The sequence below is a fragment of the Streptomyces sp. NPDC045026 genome (genome assembly GCF_056432625.1).
In genome coordinates this window covers 49454-64214 of record NZ_JBWKIS010000006.1, presented here as the reverse complement: position 1 = coordinate 64214, position 14761 = coordinate 49454, and the positions used below count along the sequence as shown (strand labels likewise).

Below are 14761 nucleotides of genomic sequence, written 5' to 3'. Positions count from 1 at the left end.
CACGGGCCACGCAGCACAGCCACTGCCCACGCGGCTCAGCCCCTCGAAACGCCCTCGGATTGACCCCCGGCGCCCCGCTCCATGGAGAAACACACGAACGCCCGCCGCCCCCGCGCTCGGCGGCCCGTACAAGAGCACACCGGCCCGCCGCCTATGCTGGCTGGCGTGAAGGTCCTCGTCATCGGCAGTGGTGCCCGCGAACACGCCCTGTGCCGCTCAATGTCCCTCGATCCCGACGTCACCGCGCTGCACTGCGCGCCCGGCAACGCAGGAATCGCCGAGGTCGCCGAGCTGCACCCGGTCGACGCCCTCGACGGCGCGGCCGTGGCCCGGCTGGCCGGTGAGCTGGCCGCGGACCTCGTCGTGGTCGGCCCGGAGGCACCCCTTGTCGCAGGGGTCGCCGACGCCGTACGCGCCGCGGGCATCCCCTGCTTCGGCCCCTCCGGGGAAGCCGCACAGCTGGAGGGCTCGAAGGCCTTCGCCAAGGATGTGATGGCGGGGGCCGGCGTGCCGACCGCCCGCTCGTACGTGTGCACCACCCCGGCCGAGGTCGACGAGGCGCTCGACGCCTTCGGCGCCCCGTACGTCGTCAAGGACGACGGGCTCGCGGCCGGCAAGGGCGTCGTCGTGACCGACGACATCGAGGCCGCCCGCGCGCACGCCAACGCCTGCGACCGCGTCGTCATCGAGGAGTTCCTCGACGGCCCCGAGGTCTCGCTCTTCGCGATCACCGACGGTGTGACCGTCGTCCCGCTCCAGCCCGCGCAGGACTTCAAGCGCGCGCTCGACGGTGACGCGGGCCCCAACACCGGTGGCATGGGCGCCTATTCGCCGTTGCCGTGGGCCGACCCGAAGCTCGTCGACGAGGTCATGGAGACGGTCCTCCAGCCGACCGTCGACGAACTGCGCCGCCGCGGCACGGCCTTCTCCGGCCTGCTGTACGCGGGGCTCGCGATCACCTCGCGCGGAGTACGGGTCATCGAGTTCAACGCCCGGTTCGGCGACCCGGAGACCCAGGTCGTCCTGGCCCGCCTGAAGACCCCGCTCGCAGGGGTCCTCCTCGCCTCGGCCAACGGCACGCTCGCGGACCTGCCGCCCCTGCGCTGGAGCGACGAGGCAGCCGTGACCGTGGTCCTGGCCTCCCACAACTACCCGGAGACGCCGCGCACCGGCGACCCCATCACCGGGCTCTCCGACGTGGCCGCGCAGGATGCGCCGCACGCGTACGTCCTTCACGCAGGCACGAAGCGGGACGGCGACGCCGTCGTGAGCGCCGGAGGCCGCGTGCTCTCGGTGACCGCGACCGGCTCGGACCTCACGCAGGCCCGCGAGCGCGCGTACGCGGCGGTCTCGCGGATCGGTCTCGACGGCTCGCAGCACCGCACCGACATCGCGGCGAAGGCGGCCGAGGAGGCCTGACCCAAAGCCTCACCTGCGTGAACCTCAGGCCCTTGATCCGGACCGGATCAGGGGCCTGAATGTCATCCACCTCTACCCAAAGCCATTCCATCGAGTGACCGCTCGCCCATCCGGCTGACGATGCCGTGTGCCCCAACTAGGGTGCGGCGAAAGCGTTCCGGCACTTGGCCCACCGGCATTGCGATGTCAGTGACGGATGCCACAGTGGGGGCATGGACAGAGCCATGGGTGCAGGCAACATAGGCAGCAGGGGGTGACATCGGTCGTGTCCGGTACGGGTGCGGAGATGGGCGCGCAGTCCGCGCGCTCCCGGGCTCTCGCGGTGCTGCGAATCCGCGGCAGAGCACTGGCCGTCGCCCTGCTGCCCGCGGCCTTCGCGGTCGTGCTGGCCGCGGGCGCCGCCACCGGGCACATGGTCGGCGACGGCTGGCGGACGGCGCGGTGGATCGTCACAGTCGTCGCCCTGGTCGTCCTGGCCGCCGCGGCGGGCATCGCCCTCGTGGTGGCCCGCGCCCGCCCGGCCGTCAGCCCGACGGTGCCGATCGACGAGGAGCGGGCCCCCGATCTCTACCGCCTGGTGCGCGATCTCGCCGACCGGCTCGACGTCCCGGCCCCCTCGGCCATAGCGCTCACCCCGGACTGCGACAGCTGGCTGGAGGACCGTACGCATCCCGCGCACGGACCGCCCAGACCCAAGGACGACGAGGGCCGGATCCCGCGCGACGCCGACGGCGTGGGTATCCGGGCCGGCGGCGCCGGCCGGGGCCGGGTTCCGGCCGCGCCGGTCCTGGTCATCGGCTCCCCCTTCCTCTGGTGGATGCGCGTGGGCGAGCTGCGCGCCGTCCTCGCCCCGGTCGTCGCCGGTACGGGACCGTCGGCGCACCCGGACATAGCGGCCGCCCGCCGCTTCGTGCGGGGCCTGGACGCGGCGGTCGCCGTCGCGTCGGCGCCCGGCCGCGGACCGTTGGGGCGGGTGGTGCTCGGCGGCGTCGGCTGGGTCGCGCGCCTGCTGCTGCGCAGCTGCCGTGAGTACGCGGGCGAGATGGAGCGCGGGGTCGCGGCGGCCGCCGCCGAGCGCGCACAGACTGTGGACTACGGCGTGCGGATCATCGCCCAGGAGCAGGTCGGCCTGGCCTACGCGGGCTGGGACCGGCTCCTCACCCGGGTCGCGCTGCCCGCCTGGCGCATGGGGCGCTGGCCCTCCCGCCTGGACGTGGGCGTCGTGGCCGCTCTCACCGAGCTGTCCCGGCGCGACCGCCTCGCCGAGGGGTTCGCCTCCCGGCTCGGGGAGCGGCCCGCCTGCGATCTGCTGGAGGAGCCGGGCCTGGTGGACGAGGCGGCGTCGCTGCTCGCGGCCCGGCTGTTCCACGGAGGCCCCGCCGAGCCGGGCCCCGACTGGGCGCCGGTCGACTGGCAGGAGTATCCGGACGAAGTCGTGGACCGCAAGTGGCGTATGGACGCGGCGCGTCTCCACCGTGTCCTCGACGCACTCGGCGTACGCGGCTGTGCTGATCCCGCGTCCCCCGACCACCCGGAGGGCCCGACACTCGCCCGGGTGATGGACCACCTCGCGACGGCGACGCGCGCCGGGGACTCCGTAGGGGCCGAGGACTCCGAAGAGCCGGTGGCCCCGGCTGACCCCGCCGGTTCCGTAGCCCCGGCCGACCCCACCGTCCCCGATTCGGACCCCACCGTCCCCGACTCGGACCCCCCCGCCCCCGAAGCTCGCGAGGACGCCGCCGAAGCACGCGACGACGACCCCGAGGACCCCGAGGACCGCGACGACACCCCCACCGCTCTGCTCGCCGCCGGCCTGAGTGCCGAGTCGGCCCGGGAGGAGAGCGAGCGCCCCGCCCCACCCGTGCCCGCCGCCGGACAAGGGCCCGACGAGGCACTGTGGGACGAGGGCATGCTCCCGCTCTTCCCGCTCCAACCACCGCGTACAGGACGGGAGTTGGTGGCCGATCACGTCACGGCGATGGTGTGCTGCGCCGCCGTGGACACGGCCGGAGCGGCCCCCGGTCTCGACTGGCTGGACGGCCCCTCGCTCCTGGTCGACGGCGAGCGCGCCAAGGACCTGATCCCGCGTGTGCTCAGTCTCGTGGAGGAGGGAGACCCGGAGCCTCTGCGCGCCTGGCTCACCCGCCTCGGCATCCGCCCCGAGAAGCCGGTCCGCCTCGTGTAGGACGCGACGGAAAACGCGGCACACCCGCACCCCTCACATCCGCCCCCTCGACCCCCCAACCTCCGGAGGCTCAGGTTCCGTTCACGTCAATTCGCGACGAACGGTGACGGAGTGCGTGCGTAATGTGATGTGCTGGGGCCGGTCGCTGACAGACGGCGCACGAGGGCTCGGGGGAGCGAGGGAGGGGAGCGGGCATGGGGCCGGAACGGGAGGGGCAGAAGGCCGGACGGCCGGACAACGCGCGGTCACCCCGCACCATCCGCCGCTGGGAGTCCGGAGCGCTGGCCCACGCCGTGAGCGATCCCTTCGGCCAGGGTCCGCTGCCATGGCTGCGCGGCACCGAGCACTACTTCGACGACACGGGACAGGTGGTCCCCTGGTACGTCGACCACGTCCCCCAGCCCGGCGCGAGCAACATCGCGGCCAACATCCCGAGCCCCCGCACCGGCGGCCCCCGCATGGCCGACGACGTGCACCGCCAGATCAAGGGCTTCACGTCGACCGGAGCGGCCGCGCCCGGCGAGGCGATCGACTTCCACATCACGGTGGACCCGCCCCAGCAGTTCAGCGTCGACATCTACCGCATCGGCCACTACGGCGGCGACGGCGCCAGCAAGATCGTCACCAGTCCGCGGCTCTCCGGCATCGTCCAGCCGCCCCCGCTCACCGCGGACCGCACGGTCTCCTGCCACCACTGGTGGCTGTCCTGGCGCCTGCAGATCCCGTCGTTCTGGAACGTGGGGGCGTACGTGGCGGTCCTCACCACCGTCGACGGCTACCGCTCGCACGTTCCCTTCACGGTCCGCGACAGCCGCCCCGCCGACCTCCTCCTGCTCCTGCCGGACGTGACCTGGCAGGCGTACAACCTCTATCCGGAGGACGGGCACACGGGGGCGAGCCTCTACCACGCGTGGGACGAGGAGGGCCGACTGCTCGGCGAGGGCGACGCCGCGACGACGGTCTCCTTCGACCGCCCGTACGCCGGCGCGGGCCTCCCCCTGCACGTCGGCCACGCCTACGACTTCATCCGCTGGGCCGAGCGGTACGGCTACGACCTCGCGTACGCGGACGCCCGCGACCTGCACGCGGGCCGCATCGACCCGACCCGCTACCGGGGCCTCGTCTTCCCCGGACACGACGAGTATTGGTCGACGCCGATGCGCCGCACCACGGAAGTGGCCCGGGAGCACGGCACCTCCCTCGTGTTCCTCTCCGCCAACACCATGTACTGGCAGGTGGAGTTGGGCCCGTCCCCGTCCGGCGTGCCGGACCGGCTGCTCACCTGCCACAAGCGCAGAGCGCCCGGGAAGTCCGCCCTGTGGCGCGAGATCGACCGCCCCGAGCAGCAGCTCATGGGCATCCAGTACGCGGGCCGCGTCCCGGAGCCGCACCCCCTCGTCGTACGCAATGCCGACCACTGGCTGTGGGAGGCCACCGGGGCGCACGAGGGCGACGAGATCGACGGCCTGGTCGCGGGCGAGGCCGACCGCTACTTCCCGCGCACCGCGCTGCCGGAGCACGAGGACCGCATCCTGCTCGCCCACTCGCCCTACCGCGACAGCGAGCGGGCGCCGCGCCACCAGGAGACCTCCCTCTACCGGGCGCCGTCCGGATCGCTGGTCTTCGCGTCCGGCACGTTCGCCTGGTCCCCGGCCCTCGACCGCCCCGGCCACGTCGACCCGCGGATCCAGCGCGCGACGGCCAACCTCCTCGACCGGATCTGCAAACGCGACTGACCAGCCGCGCCCCGACCCGTCCCCGCCGCTGCCGCCCGCCGGACCCGTGGCCAAAACTCATCCCCGTATGAGCGAGAATCAGGTGTACTCGTACATATCCACGGGGAGGAACCGTGTCCGGATTCGTCGAAAAGCCCGAACCCCAGCAGGTGCCGGGCCTGGTACACCTCCACACCGGCAAGGTGCGGGACCTGTACCGGAACGAGGCGGGCGACCTCGTGATGGTCGCCTCCGACCGCATGTCCGCCTACGACTGGGTACTGCCCACCCCCATCCCCGACAAGGGCCGCGTGCTCACGCAGCTGTCGCTGTGGTGGTTCGACCAGCTCGCCGACCTGGTCCCCAACCACGTCCTGTCGACGGAGCTGCCGCCCGGCGCCCCCGCCGACTGGCAGGGCCGCACCCTCATCTGCAAGTCGCTGCGCATGGTCCCCGTCGAGTGCGTGGCCCGCGGCTATCTGACGGGCTCCGGCCTCGTCGAGTACAACGCGTCGCGCACGGTCTGCGGTCTCGCCCTGCCCGAGGGCCTGACCGACGGCTCTGAGCTGCCCGCCCCGATCTTCACGCCCGCCACGAAGGCCGAGGTCGGCGAGCACGACGAGAACGTGAGTTACGAGGAGGCGGCCCGCCAGGTCGGCGCGGAGACCGCCGCCGAGCTGCGCCGGATGACGCTCGCCGTCTACGGCCGGGCCCGGGACATCGCGCGGGAGCGCGGCGTGATCCTCGCGGACACCAAGTTCGAGTTCGGCTTCGACGGCGAGGCGCTGATCCTCGGCGACGAGGTCCTCACCCCGGACTCGTCCCGCTTCTGGCCCGCCGCTGAGTGGGAGCCGGGCCACGCCCAGCCGTCGTTCGACAAGCAGTACGTGCGGAACTGGCTGACGGGCCCCGAGTCGGGCTGGGACCGGGGGAGCGAGCAGCCGCCGCCGGCCCTTCCGCAGCAGGTCGTGGACGCGACGCGCGCCAAGTACATCGAGGCGTACGAGCGCCTGACCGGCGTCAGCTGGTAACCACGGCGCCGCGGATACGCGAAAGCCCCCGGCACCTGAGGTGCCGGGGGCTTTCTGTGGAGCGAACGACGAGGTTCGAACTCGCGACCTCAACCTTGGCAAGGTTGCGCTCTACCAACTGAGCTACGTTCGCACTGCGCCGTGGCGCGAGAGCAACTATACCCAACCCCGCGCCGTGCGAGCCGCACCTCCGAGTGCCGGTTGCCGGTGCCGAACTTCGAGACGGCGGACGACAGACAGTTCCGTACGATTCCCTGCGAGGGCGCGGCGCGCTCCGCGATCTCCGCGACCGGCGCCCCGGCGGCGGCGAATTCGAGCACCTCGCCCTCGCGCGTGGTCAGCGACGAGCCGCCCGCGGCGATCGAGTCGACCGCCAACTCCCGTTCCACATAACGGCTTCCTGCGTGCACGGCCCTGATGATCTCGGCGAGCCGCTGGGCACTCACGGTCTTCGGCACGAAGGCATGCACCCCGGCGGACAGGGCTCGCTTCAGATGCCCCGGGCACCCGTGACCGGTCACGATCACGACCCGGCACGCGGGCAGTTCACCGCGCAGCACTGTGGCGGCCTTCACACCGTCGGCGTCGGCATCTCCAGATCGAGTACGGCCACACGGGATCGTCCGGCGACGAGAGAGGCGGACATGCAGAAGGCCCCGGTCCGATGGACCGGGGCCTTCAACTGGAGCGAACGACGAGGTTCGAACTCGCGACCTCAACCTTGGCAAGGTTGCGCTCTACCAACTGAGCTACGTTCGCACTGCCTCCGATCGACTCTCATCGATCGGCGCGAGCACCAGCCTACCGCACTCCGAAGAGTGGTTGGTACGCGATGCAGAGCGGGTGACAGGAATTGCACACTGCGCCTTCCCCCTGGAAGGGGGATGTTCTACTACTGAACTACACCCGCAAGACTCCGTGAGGTCCGGCTTTTCGGCCTCGCCCCTCGGCGTGCTCCAGACTTTAGCTGATCAACAGGGGTGCAGCGCAAGTCGGCTGCTCTGCGGGCTGTCGGAGGGGGTCAGTTGGCCGCCTCGAACGCCTCGTAGACCCGCTTGGGGATGCGGCCGCGCGGCGGGACGTCCATCTTGTGCGAGCGCGCCCAGGCGCGGACGGCCGCCGGGTCGGCGGACACCGCGGTGTGCTTGAAGCTCCTGACGGTCTTGCCCGAGCCGGCCTTGCCCGAGCCGGTCTGCTTGCGGCCGGCCTGAAGGAAGGGGGCCAGGGCCGTGCGCAGTTTCTTGGCATTGGCTGGATTCAGGTCGATCTCGTACGACTTGCCGTCGAGACCGAACACGACCGTTTCTGCGGCTTCTCCGCCGTCGATGTCGTCGGAGAGAGTGACTACGACACGCTGCGCCACGAATATCGGTCCCTTCGTGCGACATCTACGCCTTGACGTGCGCCGATGTCGACTGTCCGGCTGTTATGGGGCAAAGGACAGGCGAACTGCCCGCTTTCGCCATTTCCTTTTTACCTTGCCTGGCATTGCATTGTGAAGACCGACTAAATCCGCCCGCGTGTCCGGAGGCAATGGGTCTCCGAAATCTTTCCCCGGATTTTCCACGGGTTCGCCGCGCTGTTGCAGTAACGTGACCGGGCTCTCGTAGCTTCCTACGGTCTACGCGAGTAGAAATTTTGTCCGGGTAGTCTGAAGGGACCTGCTCAGCACCACACACCGGGAGTGCCAGTGGCACGCGTCGTAGTCGACGTCATGCTCAAGCCGGAGATCCTCGACCCCCAGGGCCAGGCGGTGCAGCGTGCACTGCCGCGCCTCGGTTTCGAGGGCATCTCCGACGTACGTCAGGGAAAGCGATTCGAACTCGAGGTTGACGGGCCCGTTGACGATGCCGTCCTCGCCCGTATCCATGAGTTGGCCGACACGTTCCTCGCCAACACCGTGATCGAGAACTTCACTGTGAAGGTGGAAGAACTCGCGGTGGGGGCAGAAAAGTGACCGCTCGTATTGGCGTCGTCACTTTTCCTGGTTCCCTCGACGACCGGGACACGCAGCGCGCGATCCGACTCGCCGGCGCTGAACCCGTAGCCCTCTGGCACAAGGACAAGGATCTGAAGCAGGTCGACGCCGTCGTCCTGCCCGGTGGATTCTCCTACGGCGACTATCTGCGGGCGGGTGCCATCTCCCGGTTCTCGCCGGTGATGGAGTCCGTCGTCGACCAGGCCAAGGCGGGTCTTCCCGTTCTCGGTATCTGCAATGGCTTCCAGGTCCTGACCGAGGCGCACCTGCTCCCCGGCGCGATGCTCGGCAATGACCATCTGCACTTCATCTGCCGTGACCAGAAGCTCCGCGTGGAGAACACGGACACCGCCTGGACCGTCGACTACATGGCGGGCCAGGAGATCCACATCCCGCTGAAGAACATGGACGGCCGCTACGTCGCCGACGAGCGCACGCTGGACATGCTGGAGGCGGAGGGCCGCGTCGTCTTCCGGTACATGGACTTCAACCCGAACGGCTCGCTGCGGGACATCGCCGGCATCACGAACGAGGCGGGCAACGTCGTCGGTCTGATGCCGCACCCGGAGCACGCCGTGGAGCCGCTCGTCGGCTCCGGTCGCACCGACGGCCTCCCCTTCTTCACCTCGATCCTCAAGAAGCTGGTCGCTGCCTCATGAGCCTCGACACCGTTGAGAACGCCGCACAGACCCCCGACGTCGAGCTCCCCTGGGCCGAACTCGGCCTGAAGAAGGACGAGTACGAGCGCGTCGTGGAGATCCTCGGCCGCCGTCCCACCGGCGCCGAGCTCGCCATGTACTCGGTGATGTGGTCCGAGCACTGCTCGTACAAGTCGTCCAAGATCCACTTGCGCCAGTTCGGCGAGAAGGCCCCGCAGTCCGACGCGCTGCTCGTCGGCATCGGTGAGAACGCCGGTGTCGTGGACGTCGGCCAGGGCTACGCCGTCACCTTCAAGGTCGAGTCGCACAACCACCCGTCGTACGTCGAGCCCTACCAGGGCGCGGCCACCGGCGTCGGCGGCATCGTGCGCGACATCATCGCGATGGGCGCGCGCCCGGTCGCGGTCGTGGACCCGCTGCGCTTCGGCGCGGCCGACCACCCCGACACCAAGCGTGTCCTGCCGGGCGTCGTCGCCGGCATCGGCGGCTACGGCAACTGCCTGGGCCTGCCGAACATCGGCGGCGAGGTCGTCTTCGACGCCTGCTACCAGGGAAACCCGCTGGTCAACGCGGGTGCCATCGGTGTCATGCGGCACGAGGACATCCACCTGGCGAAGGCGTCGGGCCCGGGGAACAAGGTCATCATGTACGGGGCCCGGACGGGCGGCGACGGCATCGGCGGCGCCTCCATCCTGGCCTCCGAGACCTTCGACGACGCGAAGCCCTCGAAGCGCCCCGCCGTCCAGGTCGGCGACCCCTTCCAGGAGAAGCTGCTCATCGAGTGCACCCTGGAGGCCTTCGCCGAGAAGCTCGTCGTCGGTATCCAGGACCTCGGTGCCGCCGGCATCTCCTGCGCCACCAGCGAGCTGGCGTCCAACGGTTCGGGCGGTATGCGCGTCGAGCTGGACGACGTACCGCTGCGCGACTCGACGCTCTCTCCTGAGGAGATCCTCATGAGCGAGTCGCAGGAGCGCATGTGCGCGGTGGTGGAGCCGGAGAAGGTCGACCGCTTCCTGGAGATCTGCGAGAAGTGGGACGTCATCGCCACCGTCATCGGTGAGGTGACCGACGGCGACCGCCTGGAGATCTTCTGGCACGGCGAGAAGATCGTCGACGTCGACCCGCGCACGGTCGCCCACGAGGGCCCGACCTACGAGCGCCCCTACGCACGCCCCGTGTGGCAGGACGCGCTCCAGGCCGACGACGCGAACAAGCTGCCGCGGCCCACCTCCAAGGAGGAGCTGAAGGCCCAGGTCCTGAAGCTGGTCGCGTCGCCCAACCAGGCGTCGAAGAAGTGGATCACCTCGCAGTACGACCACTTCGTGCAGGGCAACACCGTCCTCGCGCAGCCCGAGGACTCGGGCATGATCCGCATCGACGAGGAGACCGGGCTCGGCGTCGCCATCGCGACCGACGGCAACGGCCGTTACGCGAAGCTCGACCCGTACCACGGCGCGCAGCTCGCCCTCGCCGAGGCGTACCGGAACGTCGCGACGACCGGCGCCAAGCCGCTCGCGATCTCCGACTGCCTGAACTTCGGTTCGCCCGAGGACCCGGACGTCATGTGGCAGTTCGTCGAGGCCATCCGCGGTCTCGCCGACGCCTGCCAGATCCTCGGCACCCCGGTGACCGGCGGAAACGTCTCGCTGTACAACCAGACGGGCGAGGCGGCGATCCACCCGACGCCGGTCGTGGCCGTGCTCGGCGTCATCGACGATGTCGCCCGCCGCACGCCGGTCGCCTTCAAGGAAGAGGGCCAGCTCCTCTACCTGCTCGGCGACACCCGTGAGGAGTTCGGCGGCTCGGCCTGGTCGCAGGTCGTCCACGACCACCTCGGCGGTCTGCCCCCGCAGGTCGACCTGGAGCGGGAGCGGCTGCTCGCCGACATCCTGATCTCGGCGTCCCGCGACGGCATGATCGACGCCGCGCACGACCTGTCCGACGGCGGTCTGATCCAGGCCGTGGTCGAGTCGGCGATGCTCGGCGACAAGGGCGCCCGGCTCATCGTGCCCGACGGCCTGGACGCGTTCACGTTCCTGTTCTCCGAGTCGGCGGGCCGCGCGGTCGTCGCCGTCCCGCGGAGCGAGGAGCTGCGATTCACCGACATGTGCGGCGCACGCGGCCTCCCGGCCACCCGCATCGGCGTGGTCGACGGCGACGCGGTGCACCTCCAGGGCGAGTTCGCCCTCTCCCTCACGGAACTCCGCGAGGCCCACGAGGCGACGATCCCGGCGCTGCTGGCCTGAGACCGGGTCTTCTGCGTACGAGTGTCAGGCCCCACCCGGGGAGCCGGGTGGGGCCTGACGTCTGTCGTCTTCAGACGGTGGCCGTCAGCCGGGCGAGGGCGCTGATAGCTTCGGCGGCGCATGGAGCGCATGGAGCGCATGGAGCGCACGGGGAGCGACGTACGGGGGAGCTGTGCAGGTACCTGAACGTGTGCAGAAGTCTGTGAACGTCCTGCTGTGTCTGGTTGCGGTGGCCGGCATCGGCTGGAGCGGTCAGGTGATCTGGCAGGTCTGGGAGGGTCGGCGCCAGATCAACGCGGCCTGCGCGGGGCTCGTCCCGGCCGGGCGCGTACTCGCGCTCTCCCCGGCGGGAGGAACCATCTCGCACCGGGTGGCCGATGAGGGGACGGTCGAACTCGGCGCCGGTCTGCCGCAGGACTGCGAGATCTTCAGCTCCGAGGCGGGCGAGAAGTACGGCACCCACACCGGTGAACGCTGGTTCTTCACGGGTGCGGTGGGTGCCGTGCCGGGTAACAGCGCCGTCATCGCCGACGACCCGGTGGGCGACATCCTCGACTCGTACTCCGGCCACACCTACCCCGCCCAGCCGCTCGGCGGCGGCATCGCCGGGCTGGTCACGGACTCGGGCGTCACCGTTCAACTCCCCTGCCCCGAGGGCAGGTCGGCCGGATCACCGATCAAGGCCCTGTGGGCCAGTGCCGCGCTGATGGATCCAGGGCCACCCTTCACGGAGAACGGCCAGCTCACCGCCCACGACCGGAGCACGCTCGCCGAGACCGCCGTGCTCACCGCCAACAACCTCGCGGAGCGGCTGGGCTGCGCCGAACGGCTGCCCGACCCGCCGGACGACATACCCGCCCTGGCCGAAGGACCGACCCCGGTCTCGCATGCCGAGGGCACCTGCGCCTGGTACCGCAGGGCCGGTTTCGCCCGCGGGGCTCAGTACGCGGACCAGGTCCTGGAGAGCCGCACGGACGACAAGCTCTGGGACGAGCGGTGCGGCCTCGTGCTCAGCGACACCCGCGCGGCCGACCTGTGGCAGACCCATGGGGGGAAACTCGACCTCCTCAGCCCGCAGTCCCGCCCGGGGCAATGGTTCGCCTCCTTCCACACCCACTCCGGAGAGGACGCGAAGAACGTCCAGCTCAGGAGCACGAGATACGACGAGGCCCCGGAGCTCGCGGAACCGGGCAAGGCGGGCCGCAGCGAAGAGTGGACGGTCTGGTGGGCCTCCTCCGTCTGTGACGGTCAGCCGCAGATCCACACCATGACCATCGCCTTCGACTACGCGAGACTCGTGACCCCCGCGTACGAGAAGGTGTTCCGTGCCTACGTCACGGACGTGACGAAGCGCCGTGGCTGCACGGACGTCGAGTTCCCCGACTCCGCGACCTTCCGTGTCGGCCGGGACGGCAGGCCATAGGCTCATCGCCATGCCTCCGGCCAAGAAGCGCACCCGTACGTACGACCCTGCCAAGATCCGGACGGCAGTTCTCGCCCAGTTCGCCCACGTGAGGGAAGCGGTGGCGGGACTCACCGAGGAGCAGCTCGCCGCCCCGACCCGGCTCGGTGACTGGACCGTGCGGGAACTGGCGGCGCACGTCGCGATGGTGGTCGGCGCGGTGGCCAGGGTGCTGGAGATGGCGGAGCCTGCCAAGCATGAACTCCCGCTGCTGGAATGGCCGTCGGGGACCGCGACCAAGTCCGCCGCCATCGCCGAACGCACCAGGGAACTCGCCGCGAGTGCGGAGTCGGCGGAGCTCTTTGCGCGCACCACGGCCCGTATCGAGAAGGCCCTGGCCGAGGCCCCCGGCACCCGCCTCGTGCCCACCCTTCCGCAAGCTCTCGACCGCGCTGGGGCAGGGGAGCCCCAAACCGGCGCCATGACCCTCGCCGACTTCCTCGTCACCCGAATCGTCGAACTCGTCGTCCACACCGACGACCTGAACGACGCGCTGCCCGGCCTCGACGTCCCGTACGACCGTCAGGCGCTCGCCGCCTGCACCCGGGTGCTCGCCGACACCCTCGCCGTGAAGGCGCCCGGCGCATCGACCGAGGTGCGGATCCCGCCGTTCGCCGTCGTCCAGTGCGTCGAGGGCCCCCGCCACACCCGCGGCACCCCGCCGAACGTCGTCGAGACCGACCCGCTCACCTGGATCCGCCTCGCCACCGGACGCGTCGAGTGGCGCGCCGTCCTGGACGACGCGAAGGTCAGCGCGAGCGGCGAACGGGCTGATCTCAGCAGACTCCTGCCCCTCATGGGCTAGCTCTTCCGGAGGGGCTTCCGGCAGGACCCCCGGAGGGGCTTCCGGAGGAAGTGGAACCGATCCGCCCACCCCGCCCGTCCCATCGCCATGCACACGCAATCCCGGAAAATTACTGTCCTGGCCGCCGCGCTCCTGCCCCTGGCGGCCGTCGCGGCGTGCGGATCACAGACCGTGTCCGTCGGGGGTACGCCCGTCACCGGCGTCCGCTGGAACGTCGAGAGCGTCACCGTCGACGGCACCACGACGCAGGCCCCCGGGAGCACGTACGTGGAGTTCCCCTCGGCGGACCGGGCGCGCGGCAACAACGGCTGCAACAGCTTCGACGCGGAGGCCGAGATCGACGGGGACACGATCCGTATCGGCAAGGCCACCGTGACGATGTCGATGTGCATGGACAAGAAGGACCGGGACTTCGAGAAGACATTCGGCCGCGCCATCGGCGGCAGCAACAAGGCCAGGACCGACGGTGACCACCTCACCCTCACGACCGACGACGGCGACACGATCGCCCTGGTCAAGGAGCGTCCGGCCCCGCTGACCGGCACCGAGTGGACCGTCACGAGCCTGCTCTCCGACGACGTCGCGACCTCGCTGCCGAAGGAGGTCGCGGGCCGCGCCAAGCTGACCTTCGACAGGGAGGGCAAGGATGGCACGGATGGCAGGGGTGGCACGGACGGCAGGGATAGCAGGGATGGCACGGACGGCAGGGACAGCAGGGATGGCACGGACGGCACCGTGACCGGAGACCTCGGCTGCAACCGTTTCCGCGCGAAGGCGGAGTTCCGCGACGGCCACCTCACGCTCGGCAGGCCCGTCACCACCCGCATGCTCTGCCAGGGCCCGCGCATGGACACCGAACGCGCCCTGCTGAAACTCTTCGCCCAGAAGCTGTCGTACGAGGTCCAGGGCCGCACCCTCAGGCTGACGGCGCCCGACGGAACCGGCGCCGAGGCGGGAGCGGGCCGCGGCTGACCAGGCGGCCCGCAGCGAATTCCGTCACACTCGGCGGCGCGTGCGCGCCCGGCGCCGCCCCCACCGACGCCCCCCACCCCGCACCGCCCGCCGACTGGGCTCCCGGCCCCGCCCGGCAACCGCTTTAGCACACGAAGAGCCAGGTCAGCACCATGATCACGCCGAATGGGCGGGACAGGCGAAAGCGGGTCGGTGAGGGCTCGCGCACCCCCGGGCAAGAGCCTCGAGAGCGGGCCCCGCCGGCTCGACCAGGCACGGGATCACGTTCGCCAATTCGGACCAGTGGTCG

11 protein-coding genes, 3 tRNA genes and 1 pseudogene are annotated in these 14761 nt (G+C 70.7%); 10 read left to right on the top strand and 5 right to left on the bottom strand.

Annotated elements, in window-relative coordinates; translation table 11 throughout:
* The first annotated feature begins 165 nt into the window (after positions 1-165).
* The 4 genes from purD (at position 166) to AC07EJ_RS15425 (ending at position 6350) form a co-directional block, all read left to right on the top strand.
* The gene (gene purD, locus AC07EJ_RS15440; RefSeq protein WP_478884381.1) at positions 166-1419 is read left to right on the top strand and encodes a phosphoribosylamine--glycine ligase; all 1254 of its coding nucleotides are present in this window, start codon (positions 166-168) and stop codon (positions 1417-1419) included.
* Positions 1420-1705: 286 nt separating this feature from the next.
* The gene (locus AC07EJ_RS15435) at positions 1706-3604 is read left to right on the top strand and encodes a hypothetical protein (RefSeq protein ID WP_478884452.1); all 1899 of its coding nucleotides are present in this window, start codon (positions 1706-1708) and stop codon (positions 3602-3604) included.
* A gap of 194 nt (positions 3605-3798) precedes the next feature.
* Positions 3799-5340 (top strand): N,N-dimethylformamidase beta subunit family domain-containing protein, encoded by a 1542-nt coding sequence (locus AC07EJ_RS15430; protein WP_389481085.1) that lies wholly within the window; start codon positions 3799-3801, stop codon positions 5338-5340.
* A gap of 113 nt (positions 5341-5453) precedes the next feature.
* Positions 5454-6350, top strand: coding sequence for a phosphoribosylaminoimidazolesuccinocarboxamide synthase (locus tag AC07EJ_RS15425; protein WP_389481088.1), 897 nt, complete (start codon positions 5454-5456; stop codon positions 6348-6350).
* A 57-nt stretch (positions 6351-6407) separates the two neighbouring features.
* On the opposite strand, the gene AC07EJ_RS15420 is transcribed toward AC07EJ_RS15425, so the two are convergent.
* The 5 genes and pseudogenes from AC07EJ_RS15420 to AC07EJ_RS15400 form a co-directional block, all read right to left on the bottom strand.
* Positions 6408-6483 (bottom strand) — tRNA-Gly (locus tag AC07EJ_RS15420).
* Positions 6484-6506: 23 nt separating this feature from the next.
* Positions 6507-6963 (bottom strand): annotated as a pseudogene (locus AC07EJ_RS15415) (response regulator); the annotation flags it as partial.
* 70 nt (positions 6964-7033) lie between these two features.
* A tRNA-Gly gene (locus AC07EJ_RS15410) sits at positions 7034-7109 on the bottom strand.
* A 79-nt stretch (positions 7110-7188) separates the two neighbouring features.
* Positions 7189-7260, bottom strand: a tRNA-Gly gene (locus tag AC07EJ_RS15405).
* 111 nt (positions 7261-7371) lie between these two features.
* Positions 7372-7713, bottom strand: a complete 342-nt coding sequence (locus AC07EJ_RS15400) for a histone-like nucleoid-structuring protein Lsr2 (RefSeq protein ID WP_389481090.1) — start codon at positions 7711-7713, stop codon at positions 7372-7374.
* A 327-nt stretch (positions 7714-8040) separates the two neighbouring features.
* Here AC07EJ_RS15400 and purS point away from each other — a divergent pair, with 327 nt between their 5' ends.
* The 6 genes from purS (at position 8041) to AC07EJ_RS15370 (ending at position 14472) form a co-directional block, all read left to right on the top strand.
* Positions 8041-8307, top strand: coding sequence for a phosphoribosylformylglycinamidine synthase subunit PurS (gene purS / locus AC07EJ_RS15395; protein ID WP_362908451.1), 267 nt, complete (start codon positions 8041-8043; stop codon positions 8305-8307).
* Positions 8304-8987 carry a phosphoribosylformylglycinamidine synthase subunit PurQ gene (gene purQ / locus AC07EJ_RS15390; protein ID WP_389481093.1) on the top strand — a complete coding sequence of 228 codons (684 nt, stop codon included), beginning with the start codon at positions 8304-8306 and terminating at the stop codon, positions 8985-8987. The genes purS and purQ overlap by 4 nt, the downstream gene beginning before the upstream one ends.
* Complete coding sequence (purL, locus tag AC07EJ_RS15385) at positions 8984-11233, top strand: phosphoribosylformylglycinamidine synthase subunit PurL (protein WP_389481095.1); 2250 nt, start codon at positions 8984-8986, stop codon at positions 11231-11233. The genes purQ and purL overlap by 4 nt, the downstream gene beginning before the upstream one ends.
* Positions 11234-11423: 190 nt before the next feature.
* The gene (locus AC07EJ_RS15380) at positions 11424-12656 is read left to right on the top strand and encodes a hypothetical protein (protein ID WP_389481098.1); all 1233 of its coding nucleotides are present in this window, start codon (positions 11424-11426) and stop codon (positions 12654-12656) included.
* A gap of 10 nt (positions 12657-12666) precedes the next feature.
* Entirely contained in the window at positions 12667-13500 is an 834-nt protein-coding gene (locus AC07EJ_RS15375) for a maleylpyruvate isomerase family mycothiol-dependent enzyme (protein ID WP_389481101.1), read from the top strand.
* 87 nt (positions 13501-13587) lie between these two features.
* Complete coding sequence (locus AC07EJ_RS15370; protein ID WP_389481104.1) at positions 13588-14472, top strand: META domain-containing protein; 885 nt, start codon at positions 13588-13590, stop codon at positions 14470-14472.
* Positions 14473-14761: the final 289 nt, after the last annotated feature.